The organism is Paenibacillus sp. FSL F4-0097 (assembly GCF_038593125.1).
In the GTDB taxonomy this organism is placed as follows: domain Bacteria; phylum Bacillota; class Bacilli; order Paenibacillales; family Paenibacillaceae; genus Paenibacillus_AQ; species Paenibacillus_AQ odorifer.
Genome location: NZ_CP151965.1, coordinates 3,998,861 through 4,019,329 on the forward strand (window position 1 = coordinate 3,998,861; position 20,469 = coordinate 4,019,329).

Consider the following 20,469-nt stretch of genomic DNA (forward strand, 5'->3'; position numbering starts at 1 on the left):
GCCCTATGTTATGATTATTTCCCCAATTGGGATGCCTTTAGAATATGAGATATTGGGCGTCCGGCAATCCATTCGCCGTTGTTTACAAACCCTTCCTCTCGTCCCTCCAGCTCGTGAATAAGACGCTCTCTCCACTCTTTTATACGCTCAAATTTATCAGTACAGCCTATCGCATTAATCTTCTCTGAGGGGTCTGCCGCTAGATCAAAATACTGCTCTTCCCCTGTCTGAGAATACCAAATAAATTTCTCTCTTCCATCCGTTAAGAAGTGGTGGGACTTTTCTCCATAGGCTTGTTCCCCATGAATATAAGATCGCCATAATGTCTGATCTCCCCTGCACAGCGGCAACACACTTTGCCCTTCTACTGGAACTGGTATTTGGACGCCAGCAGCTTCAAGAAATGTGGGCATAATATCGCGAAGCTCTACAATGGAATCAGGCCGGGAGCCTGCAAGAAGTCCAAGCGTTTCTCCCGGATCAAACACTATGAAAGGAATCTTAGCACTTCCTTCATAAGGAAGAGATTTGCGGAAGTAATGGTGATCCCCCATCATTTCACCATGATCAGAAGTAAATAGAATCAAAGTTTCATTTAAAACTCCATACTCCTGCAGCCCATTGATCAACCTCCCAATTTGGTCGTCAAGATGCGTAATTAGCGCGTAATACGCCGCACGGGCACGATCCAATCTGCGCTTTGGCAAATTAGTGAACGAAGAAGTTGGATCCTTAGCTCCGTTTAAGGCCGCACTCTCGTCCACCCAGTCTCCGATTGGAGGATCGGGAAATTCCAAGTCCTTGTACATATCTAGATAACATTGTGGCGGATCCAATGGGGAATGCGGGCGAACGAAGGAAGACCATAAGAAAAATGGTTTCCCAGGGTCCCTTCTTCGCAAAAAGTCTAGCGACTCGGTCACGCACCAATTCGTGGGATGCATCGCTTCCGGCAAGTGCCAGGGGCGGGCAACCGTTGAGGCGTTGCAATCAAGGCCTAAATCAGTGATATCCGAGTTAGCATTAGTTTGTCTTCGCAGCCACTGCAAATAATCATCCACTTGATCATAGTGTTCATCCTGTAACGTTTTGCTCTTATCCCGATTGTAGTGAAGATATCCATCATGAAGCACCACATTATGGAATCCACATAGATTACGTGCAGGATACACATGCATCTTGCCAACACACTGCGTATGATAACCAGCTTGAGCAAGCTCTCCGGCAATCGTATGGGCGTAATTCCATTCAACCTTATCCCGATAACCAACCCGCCCATGTGATCTTTGCCCCATTCCTGTCATGATAGCAGCCCTGGCGGGAATACAACTGGGGGTAGCCGAGTAAGCGTGCTCAAATAAGATCCCCCTTGATGCCAGAGCGTCCAGGTTGGGTGTCTCAACGACGGGATGTCCCATAATGCTCAGGCAATCAAAACGCATCTGATCTACGGTGATAAGCAAAAGGTTGGGCTGCTTTGTGCCCTTTTGATGGTCCAGATTAGTATCAATCATAACCTCACCCCCTCCTTAAACCCCAGCGATCACGGATGGTGTTGCAATCGTGTGCCATAAATTCGCACTTATCGTCCTGGGGTCGCCCTCGTCAACAAGACCGTCGAACGTCAGAAGCTCCTCTTCTAATTCAGCAATCTGCTCCACGTTCCCTTCGACATAACGATTGATTCGATGAATCGCCGTTCTGATTCTCTCAAGCATTCCTCCCATACGAAGATCAAAAACATCAAGACCAAATACCTTATTTTCCAGCTCCCATTGCACTCGATAGTCGTCCATGAATTGTCTGGCCAAATCAGATAATTGTGGCAAAGTCACCTTGGCAAAGTGAGCCAATTCCTCTAAATTCCCCCGATGATAAGCGTCGCGTATAGAAATCCCGATTTCGCTATTTATTTCGAGCAAGCGACACAAGCTGGCTTGTACAGAGAATAAGGATTGCCAAGGCGAATTGCGAGTGATCGCCTGTTCGAGCTTTTCTGCACTTTGCTGATAATGCTTCGAATACGCGTTAGGAATAACATGTCGATCAAACAAACCACACAAAATATCTTGATAAAGCAAGTATTTAGCCGGATTGATAGAACATCCCCCCGGAGCCGAATTACCCAGAACCAGGTTGGCCGCATCAAGTGCCATAAAGTCATCATAATTGCCTTGCACACAGCTGCTGAATCTTTCTTTGACATGGTTCTCCACGAAACATCCCGTGTAGCTCAGCTCCGCCCAAAGTTGAAGGGTAGGAAGAACCGAGAAAACGGAAGCTTCAGCGCCATTATCTCCCCATGCGGTAATCAACACTTCTTGAATTCCATGCTTAACACAGCTATCATGAGCCAGCAGACTGACATGGCGACTGAATTCATTGTTTGGAGCGAAGCCCATCCATTTCCAAGCACCACCTGCAAATCCAATATGATCATTCAGCTGCTTATGTTTGCTTAACATCCCGTCGTATTTCTCCTGCGTTTCCGAATAATAATCCCAGTAGATCAAGGTAACATCTTCAGGAATCAGCTTTACAATATCAGGGCTAATTGGACTTTCAGCATCGTAATATTCTCCGGAACTGGCCAGACGGAAAAACATGTCGCTCCACATCATCGTCTGGAAACCATATTTTCTGGCGATCTCCATAACAGTGCTAAAGTGTTTTAACATTAATGAAGATCGATCCTGATACCCATGCTTATCCAGGTATTTACCAAGTCCCATCATATGAGCTTCGTCCATCCCGATATTTATGCGGCGACTGCTTACATGAGCCGACATAAAAGCAAACATTCGATCAATTAACTTGTAAGTTCTGGAATCATCAATAAGGAGAATATCCTGGAAATCCACAAGCGGTGCATGTGCCTGCCATTTCAATGCTTGTCCGAGATGGGCCAGGGTCTGAATACAAGGAACCAGTTCTATGCCAAATAACGCGGCATACTGATCCAGCTCCCGAATTTGATCTCCTGTATATCGGCCTCGCAAATAGCCGAAATAAGGGTATCCCTCCAGTTCGTAGGTGTCTTCCGTATACAACTGAACCGTTGAATATCCCATAACCGCTAAACGCCGGATCAATTCCTTATATCCTTCATAGTTAAGAACCGCATTTCGCGAACAGTCTACCATGAAGCCTAACTGTTCATAAACCGGTCGTTCATTAATTTCAACTCGTTCTCCACGGCGTATGTTCTCAAGAAATCGGCTGAGTGCCCGGATCAACTGATGTTCCTCTTCATACACAATGGTGACCTGAGCCTCATCGTAAGATATTCGAATGCCCTTCCCTTGCTTCTTACAATTCACTGGTATCCCTGAGCGTTCCATTCGAATACTCAATATTCCCGCTACTTCTGAAACAGCTGCTAGCTGTTTCTCAGTTAACCCTGTCAAGTGAATGCTAAGGTTCATAAACTTTACCCTCCCAATCTTATAAGTATGCGGTCAGTAGCGCCGCACCGTCTAAGCCATACTTCAAATAATTAAACGGAAGATCCGGGCTACTTCCGCCCGGATCTTCTCTATTTATCCATTATTCAATACCTTGTTCCTTGGCCTTCTCATTTACTTCCTCAATCATTTTATCAAGGCCTTTTGCCTTATAATCGTTCACAATGCTATTCCAGTAACTCTCAACAGGTTCTTTGGAAAGCATGATCTTAAGCAAATCATCATGGTCAAGCACAGTAAATTTATCCTTTGTTGGGGTGGACATATAAGTTAACCGAATATCATATTCTGGAACCTTCGTATTATTCTGAATCCAGTCGATGTAATCGACAGCTTCTTTGCGGATTCCTTCGTTAGCAATCGTCGGGTTATCCATGTTATAGCTATCTGAAGTTTCATATGCCACCAAATTCTTCAGAAATCTGCTAGCTGGATACTTCTCATTTAACGAACCCTTTTCAATGACAACCTTCTGCCCATTTTCGAGCTTGTAATCTACACCTTCGATGCCATAAGTCAACAGATCCTTGCCTTCAGGAGACAACACATAATCATAGAGTGCCATGATGCGATCCATCTTTTTATCGTCAATCTTATTGCTGAAATAGCTTTCTGACCAGTATGTTTTAAAGATAGCATGTGAACGTTCACCATCAGGACCGATAAGCGGCTTGAGCGCCTTCACGCTCTCCGTCATATCCTTATCCGGATAAGCTGTTTTCCAGCGTTTTTCATACATATCGCTATTTAAATTTATGAAACCTCCACCGCTCAGGAGAGCAGCTGCTTTGCCTGCTACGAAATTGTCATAGGACTCTGCTGGTTTAACAAGCGCGATGTCTGGATCGATCAATCCTTTTTCGTACATATTCTTCATGTTTTGCAGCGCTGGCAGCGCATTTTTAGAGAATACAGCAGGGATAAATTTCCCATCCTCTTTGATCCATTTAAAATCACTGCCGCTTCCATCACTAGTAGCAACCGGGTTGCCATACAACCAGAAGAATCCGCCCAGCATCTTGGTAGTTGTCGTCGTAAGACCAGTAACATGCTTGCCTTCCGGATCCGACTTTACGACTGCATCAAGCATAGCTTCAAACTCTTCCCATGTCTCTGGTTCTTTGGTGATCCCAGCCTTTTGAGCAAGATCCCAACGATAGAAGACCATACGATCCAGTGCGCTCCAATCGACACTCGGGAACATCCGGCGAGGCACAGTATAATACTTTCCATCCACTCCTAATCCTTTAATATCTGGCGATTCGAAGTATTTTGCAAGATTTGGATACTTTGAAAGATCCGGGAGCGCTTTGACAACGCCTTGATTCACCCATTTGCGCTGATATTGTGTACCTACGGCGTCGATCGCGAAAATGTCTGGCAATTGGCCGGAAGCGGCCCACATTTGAATCTTCTGGGTATAGTCATCCCAAGACAAATTGACAGGTTTTAGTGTGATGTTAAATTTCTCCAATACTTGTTTAGCAATCGGGTCCTTTTCGATGTTAGCAATCTCGGCATCTGCATCCCAAAACCCAAGAGAAATAGTCATTGAATCCTTGTAAGGATTATCCGTAGAGTTAGAAGAATTCGGAGATGTTTCACCGTTTGAACCAGCCTGCCCTTTGCCGTTATTGCCTCCACCGCAAGCCGTGAGTACTGAAGCGAACAAAGTTATACATAATGCCAATGTCATTATTTTCTTTCTATGCATGCTTGAAACCTCCCTTTATACTATTTTAGGATAGAATCAATCTATTTAAAATCTTTCTTATCCTTTTATTGAACCCACCATAATGCCTTTATTAAAATGCTTCTGCAGGAACGGATAAACAACAATAATCGGAATACTCGAAACTACAATCGCTGCCATTTGAAGTGCAGGTGTGTAGACCTTTCCCGTCTGCTCCTGCTCGGCCATCGTTTGTGCCATTTGGCTTAGCAAGGAATTCGAGGTAATAAGTGTCTCCCGTAGATAAATCTGAAGGGGTGCTTTTGCCGCGTCACTGATAAAAATTAATGCATACCACCATTCATTCCATCTTTCCACAGCATAGAACAAAGCAAAAGTCGCCATGAATGGAGCAGAAATTGGAATAATGATTTTGAAAAGAATGTACAGATCATTCGCCCCATCCAGCTTAGCCGATTCTTCCAAGCTTTCTGGAATGGTATTGAAATAGTTTTTCATAATGATTAGATAAAACGTATTGAGACCCGCAGGGATGATCATGACGAGTATATTGTTTACGAATCCTAGATCTTTAACGACTAAGTAAAAAGGAATTAAACCGCCATTGAAAAACATAGTGAACAAGATCAAGCTAAGCATTATGTTTCTGCCGGGCATACCCCGCTTGGATAATGCGTAAGCTCCCGCCACAGAGATTGTCATGCTGAACAACACGCCAACCACTGTTACGATGACAGAATTAAAGATGGAAGTCCAAAACTTCATATCCTGAAGCAAAAGCTTGTAAGCGGACAGGTCAAACGAAAGCGGAAAAATATAAAAGTCGCTTTTACTAATCGCTTCGAACTTTGCCACAGAGATAATAAGAACATTATAGAAGGGAAAAAATGTTACTATTGCTAGGAGCCCCAGCACCACGAATGCGACGATATCGAAAACACTCCACTTTTTTCTCTTTTTAACCGTTATGTCGGTCACTTGCTTCTCCCCTTTTCCTGCAGATTAATACAGTCCTTCCTCGCCCATCTTCTTAGCGAACGTATTGGCCGCCCATAAAAGGATTAGGCTGATAATGGACTTGACGACACCCACAGCGGTCATATATCCAAAGTCTCCTCCAATCGTGAATGAAGTCCGATAAATGTAAGTATCGATCGTGTCGGCAACCGAATATACCGGCGAACTATACAGGTTGAAAATTTGCTCGAAGCTCGAACCTTGGGTTAGTAGTTGTCCAACTTGAAGGATTAGCAGGACTGCGACTGTACTCTTCAAACCCGGCCATGCGATGTTTAGCAAACGGCGAAACCGGTTCGCTCCGTCCACTTCAGCCGCTTCAAACAGCTCAGGATTGATCCCTGCCAGAGCCGCCAGGTAAATGATTGAATCCCAACCGATCTCTCGCCACACATGCGTGATATACAGAACGGGTCTGAATGCACTTTCATCGACAAGAGGAGAATTCGGATCTCCACCAAACAGCATGATGATCTGGTTATAAATCCCCTCCTTGCTTAAAATATTGATAATAATCCCCGACAGTACAACCCACGATATAAAATGCGGGAACGTCAGGATCGTCTGAAAAAAACGCTTCATTTTTGTCCTGGAAAACTCATATAAAACAATCGCCAGGATAATGGGCATCGGGAAATGAGTGACAAGCTTCATCAAGCTGATAATGACCGTATTCCAAAACGCCTTGCGAAAATCGGGGTCGGTCAGCAGCGTTTGAAAATTCTCCAAGCCAACCCAAGGACTTCCCAGAATCCCCTCACTGTAATTAAATGTTTTGAACGCTAGCGTTACACCGTACATGGGAGCATAGCTGAAGAGGGCATACCAGATTAACACCGGTAGAACCATGAGGTAAAAATACTTGTACTGTAAAATCGTTTTTCCTAAACTTTGCTTTGGAGCACGAGTTTTTAAGCTTCGTTTAGGCGTACGAGCGGTTACAGAATCAGCCAATCTTCTCCCCACCTTTCTGTATGAGATTGTTATGCTTGTAAGCGATTTATATGGTAAATTATATCGGGAGTGTAAATTCTCTTGTATAGAGAATACAACTCCGGTCATGTGGATTTTTCACACCTTTGCGGGAGACCTTCCTGTAGCACGTAATATCGGACATAGTGAGCGTAAGATAGTCCATACCCCCCATGGTCCACAATCGCTAGGATAAATCTAAGAGCTCTATAAAGAGAGGGGGATTCACTTATGCGTTCAGTAATTATTGCAGATGATGAGAAGTGGATTGTAGAAGGAATTAAAGCAGGAGTGAATTGGAAGAAATACGGCTTTGAAGTGATCGACGATGCCGAAAATGGGCAAGAAGCCCTTCAATTAATTCAATCGCTTCGCCCCACCCTTGTTCTAACAGATATCAAGATGCCTGTTATGAATGGACTAGAGCTCATTCAACGTGGCAAGGCCATCGCGCCTGATACGATCTTTATCGTACTCAGCGGACATGCCGAGTTCGCTTATGCACAAAAAGCAATGAATTATGGTACTTTCGGATATTGTCTCAAACCCTTTGAAATCGAAGAAATTGAAGGTATGCTCAACCGAATAGCCCAGCAACACGATTCCAAGACAGTTAAAGAACAACCTATCCACGACTTCGAACTTTATGAAGCGGTTTGTTCCGGAGATCTTGAACGAATTAACTTATGGTTGGATGAGAAGAAAATACCCTTGTCGAAAGATACCCCTCATATCCCCATTGTTATCCAAGGGTTAAGTTCACCTGTAGATGTCAGGCAGTTCTCTTCCCTGTGTTTCCCAATGAGCCGCCGTCGGTATGGTTACTTATTGGAAGAGTGCCAATACGAAGTCTTCCTCCAGGGTCTTGAACAAACAGAAGTTGTACAAGAATGCGGAGTCGGGATCGGTCCTCCTATTTCGGATATACACCAATTGGATGCGTCTTTAGAGTCCGCCTCTCATGCTGCTTTCAGTATGTTCGCAACGGGGATGCCCGGATGTTACCGGGTGAATCCACAGCAGGAAATAACGATCGACGAGAAACTCAAAGAGATTTCCCGGATTCTCCATAATAAAGACCGGCTCGGTTTCATAGCAGCCATGGAATCGATAAAGAAATTATTCAAAGAGGGAACGTTCACCATTAAAGAAGCCTATTTGCTCTATACATCGATCCTCTACTTATTTCCTCGGGAAGGGACTCGGGTTAGCGGCCGTTTTTTTGAAGGATATGAACAGCTCTATTATCGGTACGGCACGGCTGAAGCTATGATCGATGATCTGATTCTTATGACACTTGATATTTTTATGAACAGAAACGAATCTGATATTTCACGAATCTCAAACCACAAAGTCAAAGAAATCATGTTATACATCCGCAACCATTTCAATCAAGAAATTTCGATCCAGCATTTAGCCAATCAGTTTTTTTTAAGTCCAAATTATTTATGCCAATTATTCAAAAAAGAGGTCGGCGAGACCATCATCGAACATATCAGTCGTTTACGAATTGAATACGCTTGTAAAACGCTGATCGAAACCAACCTTTCCATTTACCAAATCGGTGAGAAATGCGGTTTTCAGGATTATTTCTATTTCACACGAATTTTTAAACGGCATCTCAAAATGACACCTACACAATATAGGGAACAAAACAATGAAGACATTTAAGAGACTATCCATCCGAACTCAGGTTTTGCTATTCGGGTTATTTATTGTTGCCATTATCCCAATCATCGTTTCACGAGTCTACCAACTATCAAGCGAAACTATCATTAATCAAAATACGCAATACAATACAGAGCTGGTCTCCCTCCTCAAGCAACGGATTTCTGACAACTATGCCAACGTTTCTTCCATGATGATGAATGTGGGTTACGATTCGACCGTCCAAAAGTTCCTAGTCGAGAATGATAAGCTTCGAGTCTACGATCTATCCCAAAAAGTTGAAGGATTGTTGAGCATCGCCCGAAATATGAACACGGATATCTTAGATATTATTGTTATCGGCAGCTCAAACACACGTATTTCCTTAGCAGGAAGAACAAAATATGCTATCGATCTTATGAAAACAGCTGAGGAGGATGGAATCGTTCATTATCGCGGATACAGTCCTCCAGACAAAGTCATCGACAAGAGAAAACTGCTTTTCGGGATGAACATCTTCGCTTCAGGTGACACGTCCCTATATGGTGAAAAAATTGGCTATCTCGCAGTTATTGTAGATATGAAGGCCATTCAAACTGAAATTTCTGAGTATCCCCGATTGGTCGGAACCAGCTTTTTTATGATGGATGATAAAGGCATGATCTACTCTAATAGCAATGAGCCGGAGGATATGCTCCAGCAGTTTCAAACTCGGGCAACTGGAAGGGATGGAGAGTCCATCGTCGAGACCGTTCATGGAAAGAAATATGCAATTCAGTCCTTTAGCTTACCGGAGATCTCTGGAAAAATCATAACCGCTGTTCCTGTCCATAATTTAATGAAAGAACTGGAGAAATTGAAGAAGGTCAGCTATGCTCTTCTAGCCTTAATCTTGCTGGTCGTCTCTATCCCCTATTCTGTGCTTATGATGAATCTCTTAAGACCGTTGTCTAGGCTTATGCGCTATATGAATCAATTAAAGGGCGGAAGTCTGGGGATATTGAACAACAAGGTCGATTTAAAGGGCTATGCTGAGATTGAAATCATCTCTCGACAGTTCAACGATATGACCACACGGATCCACGATTTGACGGACCAATTAATCGATGCTTCAACTCAACTTTATCTGACCGATCTGGAAAAGCAGCGGGCGGAATATTCGTATTTACAAAGTCAAATTAATCCGCATTTCTTAAGCAATACTTTAGATACAATCAAGGGCGTTGCGATCGTAAAAGGAAATCGGGATATCTTCGAGATGACTACCGCCTTAAGCACAATGCTCAAGTACAGCATCAAAGGCAAAGAGGAGGTAACTCTTGGGGAAGAGCTGAAAATCGCGGAATCTTGTGTGAGGATTTACCAAGGCCGTTTCCCGGACAAATTTACTTACAAGCTATTGTGTCCCCAGGAATGGTTACACATTCCCGTGCCTAAAATGATCCTTCAACCTATTGTTGAAAATGCGCTTGGTCATGGGCTTGAGGCACAAGGACAAGGAATTTTGCTGATCTCCGTAGAGAAAAACGAAGCGGGGCTACTTGAAATCGTGGTAGAAGATAATGGTGTAGGCATCGATACAACAAGACTGGAACAACTTACGGAGTTGCTGGCTGGTAAGAATATAGAATCAGGAGATCATATCGGTCTCCTAAATGTCAATAATCGTCTAAATCTTAAGTATGGCGATCCTTGCGGCGTTCTGCTGTATAGTAAGGAGGGTAGCGGGACGAAGACCGTTTTGAGGCTTCCCGGATCTTTAATAGATCCACAAAAAGCGAGAACATAAATAGGGAGGTTGCCCATTCAGGGCAACCTCCATTTCATATGTCTTTCATTCGCCGCATTTACTAGGATATTATTAAGCATCCTATAAGGATGAGCTCAGATACTCTTTGGCATGGTAGGGTCCACCTTCCATAAGTACCGTCCATAATGGATCGATATCACAATCCATGGAGCCCATCATATTATCATGCCATTCATTCAACAGATAGACAGCCTCCATACAAACGTCTTTACGCACTTCGGCAAGATTATGTTGTTCATAAGGATCATGCTTCAAATCAAACAGCATTTCTTGCGGGAATCCATGGTGTCCGTCATGATAGGTACGTATATATAACCAATCCGCAAACCGAACACTGCGTTGACACACATGCGCACATTGTGAGATTACGAGATACTCACGCCCTCCCAAATCCCCCTCCAGAATGGTACCTGCATAACTTTCACCATCCCAAGAAGCAGCCGCTTTCAAATTCAAAAGGCTTGCTAATGTAGGTCCTAGATCAAGGTGATAATGTAGCCCCTCCTCCACGATTCCCTTCTTGCCCCCTGGCCAGCGAACAATCATCGGAATACGGCAAGTCGCCTCGTCTGCTGTGCCATGTTCGGAGTAAATTCCTAGTTCACCCAGACTCTCTCCATGATCCGCAGAGATCAAGATAGCCGTATCTTCCATCACGCCAAGTTCTCTCAGCTTAGAAAAAACTTTTCCGAGATGCTCGTCCAGATACTTAACTCCAGCATCATAGTTGTCAAAGATAACACGCAGGTCATCACGGTTCTCTATCTCCTGCTGATGCCTGAAATGCAGCTGATAATGCGATTTCGCGAGCACATTCATATCTTCAATACTATGCTGCCCCTTCTTATTTCGGTGAAGCTCAAACACGTCTTCCGTGATCCAATCGGGTAAAGGCTCCTTCTCGAACGGATTACCGTAGCTCTCAGGTGTACGATAAGGTGTATGCGGATCCCAGAAATTCAGATGCAGAAACCAATTTTCGGACTCCCCATTATCCTCAAGCCATTTAAGTGCCACTGGAAGCACCTGCTCTGCCGTCTCATGCCCTCTGCCACCAACATTAAACACTTCTTGGAACCCGGCGTTAAAGGTCCAAGCCGAGTGTCGTTCGGAGAAGGTGCTGATCGATGCAGTTTTCATCGCAGCTTGCCTTAATATAGCCGGAAGGCTCTCCCTCCCCAACCGGTCATTGAATTCACGTTTTGCTCCTTCTCTACGCATATCAGCAGCGGTTCCGCCATGCCCTATAATCCCATTATGAATGCCAAATCGCCCCGACATTAAAGCAGAACGAGACGGCAGGCAAGGAGCATCTGAACAATAGTAGTTGGTAAAGGTGACACCTTCTTTTGCGATTGAATCGATATTCGGGGAGGTATTCCGATGATAGCCATAACATCCCAGATGGTCCGGGCGAAGCGAATCCAAATCCAAATACAAGATTCTCATGAGTTTATTCCCTGCCTTTCCTTTTCATCGAAATGGTTACGCTCGATTCGGGCAGCTTAGAATGATCTGCTCATGCTCATAAGAGTAAATGAATATGGAAAGCTCCGCTATGGAGTAGCGATGTTTGTTTTTGTAAATTCGATACTTTTCCGGTACTCTGCCGGCCCCTTGCCGTATTCGCCACGAAATACCTTGCTGAAGTGTGAAGCATCATAATAACCACATCTCTGGGAGATATGCTCGATTGTAAAATCCGTATATTCCAGCATTTGTTTAGCTTGCTGCAGCCGCAATTTTCGCAGCATTTGCATGGGTGTCAGTTTATATATTTTCTGAAATGCCCGGCTAAAATAAACAGGATTCATATGATAGAGCTTGGAAAGCTCCTCTCTACTAATCTCCTGATCAAGCCTCTCCTCCATATATTGCAACGCTTCATTAAAGCGGTCCGTGATAAAGGGATCTCGTGAAGAACGTCGCCCGCCAAGCTTGGTACTCTCCATAATTTCATAAAGAAGAAAAAATGCCAATGAACCGACCTGAACATTCCTGAAATCATCTTCCTCCTGCAACCACAGGCTTCGCAACTCGTCAAACCTCCGCTCATATTCGCTTCGATCCCGGACCCGAATCACCTTGCCTAAAGGGAATAACTTAAAGAAGTCATCTCCGTCTTTAACTTTAGCGTTAATATTAAACAGATAATGTACGCCATCCGTTTTGGAGATCACATTAAAAGGCTCGTTAGGACGGTGGATCATCACATCTCCGGCAGAAGCAACATATTCTCCTTCGGAGGATGTCGTCAATACCTCACCTTTTTGGATATAAGAGACGGTATAACAAGACTGGACATAATCGAACAGGATCCGCTTCTGATATTGAATCTTTAGGACGTCCAGCACGTTGATGTCAAACTGACTATGGATGATAGAGGACAAGGAAGTTCCTCCTTCTTATGTAGTAGTCGTAAAAGTGCTTTAACTTGTATAATCAGCCGTACATCGAAAGCCAATATTTCCGGCAGAGCTGTCTGGAGTATTTTTGCTTCTAGCCGCCACCCGATAACGGTTGCAGTAAGATTTATGGCACAAATATGATCCTCCGCGCATCGATCTTGCGACACCACTTACTGGACCTTTCGGATTCACGGATTCGGAAGATAAATGATAGTCCTTAGTAAACCAATCCGCGCACCATTCCCACACGTTTCCTGACATATTATAAAGACCATAGCCGTTAGGCAGATAGGAACTTACAGGTGCGGTACCTGCAAAACCATCACTGGCATGATTTTTATCGGGAAACTTTCCCTGCCATATATTACAGCGATGCTCTCCGCCTGGTTTTAATTCATCCCCCCAAGGATACCGTTTCTGAACCAGTCCTCCTCGTGCGGCATACTCCCACTCCGCTTCCGTAGGCAGACGTTTACCAGCCCAGCGACAATATGCATCCGCATCATGCCATGATAGGTGAATAGCCGGATGATCAAGTCGTTCATCTACATGGGAATCCGGACCTTCAGGATGACACCAATCCGCTCCCTCCACCACCCACCACCAGGGGGTTTGAGTGGCTACTTGGGTCACCTTTTTCCCAGTTTCCATGGATACAAAAGAATGAAACACGTAAGACCATCCAAAACGTTCCGCATCTGTAACGTAGTTTGTTTCCTGGATAAAAGCAGCAAACTGCTTGTTCGTAACCGCCGTTGCATCCATCAAAAAGGAAGATAAGGTAACCTTCCTAGTCGGCCCTTCTCCATCTGCGGGGAACCCTTCCTTATCATCCGTCCCCATAAGAAAAGTGCCTCCAGGGATAAGGATCATGTCCGAGAAATCTTTTTCCCCTGTTACTCCTTGAACCGTTGTGTTCTCCTTACAAACATCAATAGATTCTTGTTTCGCGACTTGATTTCGACTAGCTGAACAACATGCCCTTATATTCTCTGACATGATTTACCTCCAATCTGGGATCGTCCCGGCTCTGTCTAAAAAAAAGCTACCCCAAGAATGCCAGAAGCAACGATAATGGTGAGCGGATGCAGCTTATATTTCATTAAACCATAAAGTGCAGCGAATACAATGATCAACATGCCAAGGGTCTGCCAAGTAATAAAAGCATGTTCCACGCTATTTAAGCCAAAACGAATCACAGCATAGGCAATCAAGCCTGTAATCACTGGCCGCAAACCATAAAATAACGTTTTAATCCATTGACTATCCCTCACCCGATAAAAGAAGACAGAAATAACAATGATGATTAAAAATGAGGGCAGAACCATGCCTAATGTTGACACAATCGCTCCTTCCATTCCGGCTATACGATATCCGATTAAGGTTGCACTGTTCGTCGCAACAGGACCAGGTGACATCCCTGCGATGGAAACTACCTCTTGAAATTCCCCTTCGGATAACCAACCCCCAGCCATGGCTTCATGCTGAATCATCGGAATGATGGCGTACCCTCCTCCAAAAGACAGAAGACCTATTTTTATAAAAGTGAAAAATAAATTCCAAATCACATCGCTTCCCCCTAGATGTAATACTCCGGATAATTCGATTCTTCATCAGAAGCTTTCAAGGACTCCTTCTCCGTTCGAACTTGGAGCCCTAAGAGCTGTTTAATTTGCAGATATACAAACCCAATACATAAACCAACTGCAATCACGTAAATGGGATTAATTCCGAAAACCAGTAAAACAACCGGTATAACTAACGCCGTAACTGCGGTAGTCTTGTCAATTATAGCGTTCTTGGCCATTCGATATGCAGCTACTAGGATCAAAGCAATAACTGCACCATTAATCCCTTTCATAGCGGCAATGACTTTTGGTTGGTCGGCCAGTTGGGAGTACACGGCGCTAAGCAAACAAACAATGATAAAGGTCGGAATCGTTATCCCTGCGATTGCAGCAATCGCCCCCGTCACACCAGCAAGACGATAACCAATGAATGCCGCTGCATTTACACCTACACCACCAGGTGCAGCACCAGCTAAAGATAGAATTTCATCCATCTCTTCTTCACCCAGCCATTTTCGTTTAGCGGAAATTTCCCGTTCGATCATAGGGATCATCGCATAACCTCCCCCGAAGGTTACTGGACCAATTCGAACAAATACCCAAAACAACTGAAACAGTAGACTTATCCTCAGGTCTGTATTCGGTATCATATTTGTTTTCATAGTTGTTCTCATGGAATCCACCCTTTTATAATCTGTCGTAATTTCATTATATCACTTTTTCCCAAAATGGAATTAAGTTTTTTGAACGGTAAAATACAACCAAGGGTTTATGAGTTATACTATATTCATGTTAATAAATACAAACTATATAAAAAACGATCTTACAAGTTCATCCTATATATAGCTTGGAGGTATATCGTGGAAAAGCGCTCGACACAAATTCCATCACCAAAAAAACTTCTATACGACCGAATCGCCGAACAAGGCACTGTTTCCAAGTTGGATCTTCTACAGACATTTTCACTTACCAAAAGCACAATGACGCGGATATTGGATGAGATGACCGAAGAAAGCTTGCTGATAGAAAGCGGATTTGGAGAATCTAGCGGAGGCAGAAGACCTATTTTATACCAGATCAATCCTTTCTACGGTTATATAATCGGTTTAGAGATTTCCAGGGTGTATTCTTCTCTTGGTTTATTTGATATGCAAATGAACCCAAAATCAATTGTTCACTGGCGAATGGATCAGGCATTCACACCTGAAAGATTTATAGATCATATCAGTAATCAAATACGCGCTTTCCTTCGGGACCATCAGTTAGTGGACAGTCAAATCATCGGGATAGGAATAGGGGCTGTGGGGCCACTTGATCGGGAACATGGCTTGATCCTAAAGCCGCTGCACTTCCCTTCTTCGGGCTGGAACAATCTTCCGATTTGCAAATTGGTGGAGGAACGGACGGGGTTCAAAGCTTGGTTGGACAACGGTGCCAATTCCGCATTGCTTGGGGAACGATGGTCTATCCGTCACGCAAACATTCAGCATATGCTTTATGTACATGCTGGAGCAGGACTCCGCTATGCGATGATGTCGCATGGAAGTATTGTTCATGGCACAATGGATATGGAAGATGCCATTGGTCAAATGATCATCCAGACAGATGGACCCCGATTAAATCATGACGGGAACTACGGGGCTCTGGAAGCATTTGTATCTGTGCAGGCCATAGAACAAAGTGCACGCTCGGAGGCGAAAATGGACAACGATCTGATCCTCCAAAGATATAAAGTGGCGCCTGAGAAGCTGACTTATGATGTATTGGTACAAGCCTTTAGAGACGGTAATCCACATGCGCGTGAATTATTTACCCAAGCTGCCAGCCATTTCGGGATCGGGCTCGCTAACGTTATCAACCTGTTTCATCCAGAGACCATCATTCTAGGCGGTGCGCTCATTCACTCTCACGAGTTGTTTTTCCAAACAGCGGTGGAGGTGGCACAGAGAAACACTTACCGTTATCCTGAATACCAACCTCACTTCTCCCTAGGTATATTAAAAGAAGAAGCTGTGGTGACTGGTGCGGCAATAATGGCGAGAAATCATATGGTTCTATAGCATAACAAAAAGGTTGTTCCCAATCCTTTGCATGACTGTTGGGACAACCTTATCTAGTCAAAGCTATAATGCCTGACAGCAATTTTTGAATTTCTTCCCGCTTCCGCAGAGACATGGATCATTTCGACCTGGAAGTGGTTTTGCACTTTTCCTGTACTCCAGCATCCGCTCCGATCTAAGTCGGTTCGCCAGTAATAACATGCGTTCATAGGCGTGTGAGTAGAACATTTTGTAACTATGGCAGAAATAATCAACCTCAGTCCGATCATTAACATCAAGCCAATTCCGGTTGCGCGGACATCCCCCATTGCAAAAGCTAAGGTACTCACACTTATAGCATGATTCATTCATATTGGGCTTCATTAACAAAAAATCATCATATACTGGGCTGGTTAGCAGCGCTTTCAGGTCAGTTTGGCCGATATTTCCTAACCTATGCTCTTCATCAATAAAGAAATCGCAAGGGTAGGCATCCCCGTTCGTTTCAAGCACCATCATCTTCGGGCAACATGAGTTGTGAACGCATAACTCTGCCTCACGATGCATGAATACAAGAAGCATATTCTCAAAAATACGAATAGGAAGCTCTGGATACCCACCGTTGTACCAAAGGTCAAATGTACGGCATAAAAAGACTCCGTATTGTTCAGGTGTAATTCGGAAACGTCCCGCTACATCACTTTTCTGAGAAACAAAATCCATGCAGGGGATAAACTGAATATTCGGAAAGGTATGTTCTAGATAAAATGCCATCAACTCCTCTGGTTTCGTCACGTTATCTTCATGAATCACCGTCAGAATACTATACTCCACACCCTCATTCTGTAAATGACGAATCCCACGCATAACTAGACTATAACTGCCTTTCCCCGAACCCGTTACACGATGAGCATCATGAATAGGCTCTGGGCCATCCAGACTAATCCCAACCAAAAAGTTATACCGTTTAAAAAATTTCGCCCATTTCTCATGGATAAGCGTTCCATTGGTCTGCAGTGCATTACTGATCATCGTATGAGGCGGAGCGTACTTAGCTTGAAATGAAATCACTTGTTCAAAATACGAAAGTCCGGCCAATAATGGCTCCCCACCCTGCCAAGAGAAAGTCGCTATCCCTGATGATCTTTTCATGTACTGAGCGATAAACCGCTCCAGAAGCTCCGTATCCATCACCCGGATCGGTTGCTGAGGATGTCCCCCGGCTGTACTGTAATAGCAATAATCACAGGCTAGATTACAATCCTCTGAGACGGTTTTCCACATGACATGAAGGGTCTCCTGCTTAGAGGTTTGTATACATGCAGTCATACGATTCTGCCCCTCCTATGTAATACTATCTTTGTAGAACCTAATTCCTATTTGTTCAATTAAATCATAGATCTGCAAGTCAACGATGAGTAAAACATCATAGCTGGTCGAATAACTGGGCATAAAAAAGCTGCACTCCCCATTGTCCGTTGGAACAAAGCAATAAGGGTGTGCAGTTTCTTTGTGGATGAGTCTAACTAACGGTAGTTAGAGACTAAGTCTTATTAATTACGGACGTATTCTCTATTTGCTGTTTCCAACATGGATTTCCAATCCGCAAACTTCGTCTCCCTAACAACATGACGATCAAAGAGTTCATCAGGTATGTCAGCAACATCTTCTTCTGTCTTTACTTGAAAGTTCCCTTTGGTTACAAACTCATCGAAACTTTTGTAATTGGAATACTTACTCATAAACGCTTCATTAAACAATTTCTCGAAAGAGATGTGATTGGGATCTTCTTGATACGTTTTCTGTCCTTGTAACTCATTCATCAATTCTTCCATGGTCATTGGTTTTTGTCTTCTCAAATTACCACTCCTAATTTTCTGTTATAGTTGTAGAATATCATGTTAATCCATAAATCACACGAATCCTAAGCTTACCATAATTTTGACGATTTCACCTTTCAAATTTCACTTAATATGCAAATAGTCTGCCTCTATACTTAAAATACAACAAAAAACCTTCCTTATTCATAAGGAAGGCTTCTTATTATTAGGACAATTTCACCAGGCTGTAGTTTTTCTTACCCTTACGGATAATGATAAAACGTCCGCCGATGGCTTCGCTGGCTGTAACTTCAAATGCTACATCGCTAACTTTTTCACCGTTCATGGAAATTGCGCCTTTGGTGATGTCTTCACGCGCTTGACGTTTGGATGGCTCAATTCCTAGATCTACCAGCCACTCCACGATATTTTTGGACTCCAATGTCGTTTCGTAGGTCGGCATTTCCTTGAAGCCTTGCTCGATCTCGTCAGCGGTCAGAGATTTAATATCTCCACTGAACAGAGCGGCAGTAATGCGTTTAGCCTGCTCCAGCAATTCCTCACCATGCACGAATCTGGTCATTTCTTCAGCCAGTGTTATTTGCGCTTCACGTTTATGCGGTTCGGTTTGCACCTTTTCTGCTAGTGCATCAATTTGCTCTTTAGAGAGGAATGTAAAGTACTTCAGGTATTTCACAACATCACGGTCATCTGTATTTGCCCAGAACTGGTAGAATTCAAAAGCTGTCGTTTTGTTCGGATCCAACCAAATGGCTCCACCAGCTGTTTTACCGAATTTTGTACCATCGGCTTTCAGCATAAGCGGGATGGTAAGTCCGAATGCCACCGCTTCAGAACCTTCTTTTTTACGAATCAGATCTAAGCCACTTGTGATGTTCCCCCATTGGTCAGAACCACCGATTTGCAGCTGCACATCTTCATGCTGGAACAGGTGCAGGTAGTCCAGGGATTGCAGGATTTGGTAGGAGAATTCCGTAAAGGAAATTCCGCTGTCCAATCTGCTCGCTACAACATCCTTGGCAAGCATCGAATTGATACTGAAGTTTTTACCATAGTCACGCAAAAATTCGATAACATTGATTTTATGCGTCCAATCGTAGTTGTTCACCATGCGGATTTGATTGTCGCCATCAGTCACGAACAATTTTTTCATTTGTGCTGTAAGTGCATCAACGTTGGCTTGGACTTGCTCCAGCGTTTGCAAAGAGCGCTCGGATTGACGTCCACTTGGATCACCGATCGTTCCCGTAGCCCCACCAATTAGAATAACCGGACGATGTCCTGCCAGCTGGAATCTTTTGAGCACCATGAACGGAATCAAGTGGCCAATATGCATACTGTCACCAGTTGGATCTACACCGCAGTACAGGGATACCGATTTTTGATTGGTCAGTTCTCTAAGCCCTTCGGCATCTGTTTGTTGATTGATGGCATCGCGCCATTCTAGTTCGTCGATAATATTCATTGCCTTACACCCCTCAAAATTAGTAGTTATCCTATAATGAAACATCAGTCCGCCAAGCGGAAACGGCTTTGCCCTCCTGATTAGGACGGTACCGTTTCAGCGAGAAATATAAGGATCATTGATGAAGTGAACCCTATAAATCCTTATATTTAAAAACAAAAAAATCGTCCCCTTGTCTATTGTAGACATAGGGACGATTGAATAACCGTGTTACCACCCAGATTGCACCCATGAAACGCTTATGCTCAAGCATACCATTGATACCACTCTTGACGAGATATCGTTCGCCATTCCGCTCGGTGTTACCCGAGATACTCCAAAGTGTAATTCGCAAGCTTAGTGTGTACCGGGTTTCATCAACCCCCGGCTTTCTGGAACAGGGACTAAGTTACTACTGGGCTCCTTCAACGTATATCGTATATAAGATTACAGCCAGTATAGTGAAATAATTCTTTTATGTCAACTATCTTCAGCAGAGAATGCCGTCACACACTTCTACTGTAAAGCGCTACTAGGCATTTCCACTTTTTTTCTGATACAATTAC

At 43.8% G+C, this 20,469-nt stretch carries 16 protein-coding genes; 3 read left to right on the top strand and 13 right to left on the bottom strand.

Features of this window, described 5'->3' with window-relative positions; all coding sequences use genetic code 11:
• Positions 1-14 precede the first annotated feature (14 nt).
• From MHH86_RS17885 to MHH86_RS17905, 5 genes are all read right to left on the bottom strand, one after another.
• Entirely contained in the window at positions 15-1,514 is a 1,500-nt protein-coding gene (locus MHH86_RS17885; RefSeq protein WP_076146426.1) for an arylsulfatase, read from the bottom strand.
• Between the two features lie 15 nt (positions 1,515-1,529).
• On the bottom strand, positions 1,530-3,425 hold the full coding sequence (locus MHH86_RS17890) for a family 20 glycosylhydrolase (RefSeq protein ID WP_342479376.1): 1,896 nt from the start codon (positions 3,423-3,425) through the stop codon (positions 1,530-1,532).
• Positions 3,426-3,546: 121 nt separating this feature from the next.
• Positions 3,547-5,178, bottom strand: a complete 1,632-nt coding sequence (locus tag MHH86_RS17895; protein ID WP_076098967.1) for an extracellular solute-binding protein — start codon at positions 5,176-5,178, stop codon at positions 3,547-3,549.
• 57 nt (positions 5,179-5,235) lie between these two features.
• Complete coding sequence (locus tag MHH86_RS17900; protein WP_051491567.1) at positions 5,236-6,135, bottom strand: carbohydrate ABC transporter permease; 900 nt, start codon at positions 6,133-6,135, stop codon at positions 5,236-5,238.
• Between the two features lie 24 nt (positions 6,136-6,159).
• A complete protein-coding gene (locus tag MHH86_RS17905) occupies positions 6,160-7,128 on the bottom strand; it encodes an ABC transporter permease subunit (RefSeq protein ID WP_076098966.1) in 969 nt (322 codons plus the stop codon).
• A 249-nt stretch (positions 7,129-7,377) separates the two neighbouring features.
• On the opposite strand from MHH86_RS17905, the gene MHH86_RS17910 reads away from it, so the two are divergent.
• Together MHH86_RS17910 and MHH86_RS17915 are read left to right on the top strand one after the other, a co-directional pair.
• Entirely contained in the window at positions 7,378-8,817 is a 1,440-nt protein-coding gene (locus tag MHH86_RS17910; RefSeq protein WP_076098965.1) for a response regulator, read from the top strand.
• On the top strand, positions 8,804-10,582 hold the full coding sequence (locus MHH86_RS17915; RefSeq protein WP_036688197.1) for a histidine kinase: 1,779 nt from the start codon (positions 8,804-8,806) through the stop codon (positions 10,580-10,582). Before MHH86_RS17910 ends, MHH86_RS17915 begins: the two co-directional genes overlap by 14 nt.
• Before the next feature lie 81 nt (positions 10,583-10,663).
• On the opposite strand, the gene MHH86_RS17920 is transcribed toward MHH86_RS17915, so the two are convergent.
• The 5 genes from MHH86_RS17920 to MHH86_RS17940 form a co-directional block, all read right to left on the bottom strand.
• A complete protein-coding gene (locus MHH86_RS17920; RefSeq protein ID WP_076225211.1) occupies positions 10,664-12,052 on the bottom strand; it encodes a sulfatase in 1,389 nt (462 codons plus the stop codon).
• Positions 12,053-12,159: 107 nt separating this feature from the next.
• Positions 12,160-12,993, bottom strand: coding sequence for an AraC family transcriptional regulator (locus MHH86_RS17925; protein ID WP_038571736.1), 834 nt, complete (start codon positions 12,991-12,993; stop codon positions 12,160-12,162).
• 39 nt (positions 12,994-13,032) lie between these two features.
• Complete coding sequence (locus MHH86_RS17930) at positions 13,033-14,010, bottom strand: formylglycine-generating enzyme family protein (protein WP_081387006.1); 978 nt, start codon at positions 14,008-14,010, stop codon at positions 13,033-13,035.
• A 35-nt stretch (positions 14,011-14,045) separates the two neighbouring features.
• Positions 14,046-14,579 (bottom strand): chromate transporter, encoded by a 534-nt coding sequence (locus tag MHH86_RS17935; protein WP_076141899.1) that lies wholly within the window; start codon positions 14,577-14,579, stop codon positions 14,046-14,048.
• Between the two features lie 11 nt (positions 14,580-14,590).
• Complete coding sequence (locus tag MHH86_RS17940; protein ID WP_256717124.1) at positions 14,591-15,253, bottom strand: chromate transporter; 663 nt, start codon at positions 15,251-15,253, stop codon at positions 14,591-14,593.
• A 186-nt stretch (positions 15,254-15,439) separates the two neighbouring features.
• Between MHH86_RS17940 and MHH86_RS17945 the strand changes: the two genes are divergently transcribed.
• Complete coding sequence (locus MHH86_RS17945; RefSeq protein WP_036688209.1) at positions 15,440-16,639, top strand: ROK family protein; 1,200 nt, start codon at positions 15,440-15,442, stop codon at positions 16,637-16,639.
• Between the two features lie 63 nt (positions 16,640-16,702).
• Here the strand turns inward: MHH86_RS17945 and MHH86_RS17950 are convergent, their stop codons facing one another.
• From MHH86_RS17950 to tyrS, 3 genes are all read right to left on the bottom strand, one after another.
• Positions 16,703-17,947 carry an anaerobic sulfatase maturase gene (locus MHH86_RS17950; protein WP_038571746.1) on the bottom strand — a complete coding sequence of 415 codons (1,245 nt, stop codon included), beginning with the start codon at positions 17,945-17,947 and terminating at the stop codon, positions 16,703-16,705.
• Positions 17,948-18,171: 224 nt separating this feature from the next.
• Positions 18,172-18,459 (bottom strand): hypothetical protein, encoded by a 288-nt coding sequence (locus MHH86_RS17955; RefSeq protein WP_036688213.1) that lies wholly within the window; start codon positions 18,457-18,459, stop codon positions 18,172-18,174.
• 205 nt (positions 18,460-18,664) lie between these two features.
• Positions 18,665-19,924, bottom strand: coding sequence for a tyrosine--tRNA ligase (gene tyrS / locus MHH86_RS17960; RefSeq protein ID WP_036688216.1), 1,260 nt, complete (start codon positions 19,922-19,924; stop codon positions 18,665-18,667).
• Positions 19,925-20,469 lie beyond the last annotated feature (545 nt).

What these genes read in the sequence shown, in the direction of transcription:
- MHH86_RS17885 (WP_076146426.1), bottom strand. Translation starts at nt 1,514, where the DNA reads ATGATTGATACTAATCTGGACCATCAAAAGGGCACAAAGCAGCCCAAC.
- MHH86_RS17890 (WP_342479376.1), bottom strand. Translation starts at nt 3,425, where the DNA reads ATGAACCTTAGCATTCACTTGACAGGGTTAACTGAGAAACAGCTAGCA.
- MHH86_RS17895 (WP_076098967.1), bottom strand. Translation starts at nt 5,178, where the DNA reads ATGCATAGAAAGAAAATAATGACATTGGCATTATGTATAACTTTGTTC.
- MHH86_RS17910 (WP_076098965.1), top strand. Translation starts at nt 7,378, where the DNA reads ATGCGTTCAGTAATTATTGCAGATGATGAGAAGTGGATTGTAGAAGGA.
- MHH86_RS17915 (WP_036688197.1), top strand. Translation starts at nt 8,804, where the DNA reads ATGAAGACATTTAAGAGACTATCCATCCGAACTCAGGTTTTGCTATTC.
- MHH86_RS17920 (WP_076225211.1), bottom strand. Translation starts at nt 12,052, where the DNA reads ATGAGAATCTTGTATTTGGATTTGGATTCGCTTCGCCCGGACCATCTG.
- MHH86_RS17930 (WP_081387006.1), bottom strand. Translation starts at nt 14,010, where the DNA reads ATGTCAGAGAATATAAGGGCATGTTGTTCAGCTAGTCGAAATCAAGTC.
- MHH86_RS17940 (WP_256717124.1), bottom strand. Translation starts at nt 15,253, where the DNA reads ATGAGAACAACTATGAAAACAAATATGATACCGAATACAGACCTGAGG.
- MHH86_RS17950 (WP_038571746.1), bottom strand. Translation starts at nt 17,947, where the DNA reads ATGACTGCATGTATACAAACCTCTAAGCAGGAGACCCTTCATGTCATG.
- MHH86_RS17955 (WP_036688213.1), bottom strand. Translation starts at nt 18,459, where the DNA reads ATGACCATGGAAGAATTGATGAATGAGTTACAAGGACAGAAAACGTAT.
- tyrS (WP_036688216.1), bottom strand. Translation starts at nt 19,924, where the DNA reads ATGAATATTATCGACGAACTAGAATGGCGCGATGCCATCAATCAACAA.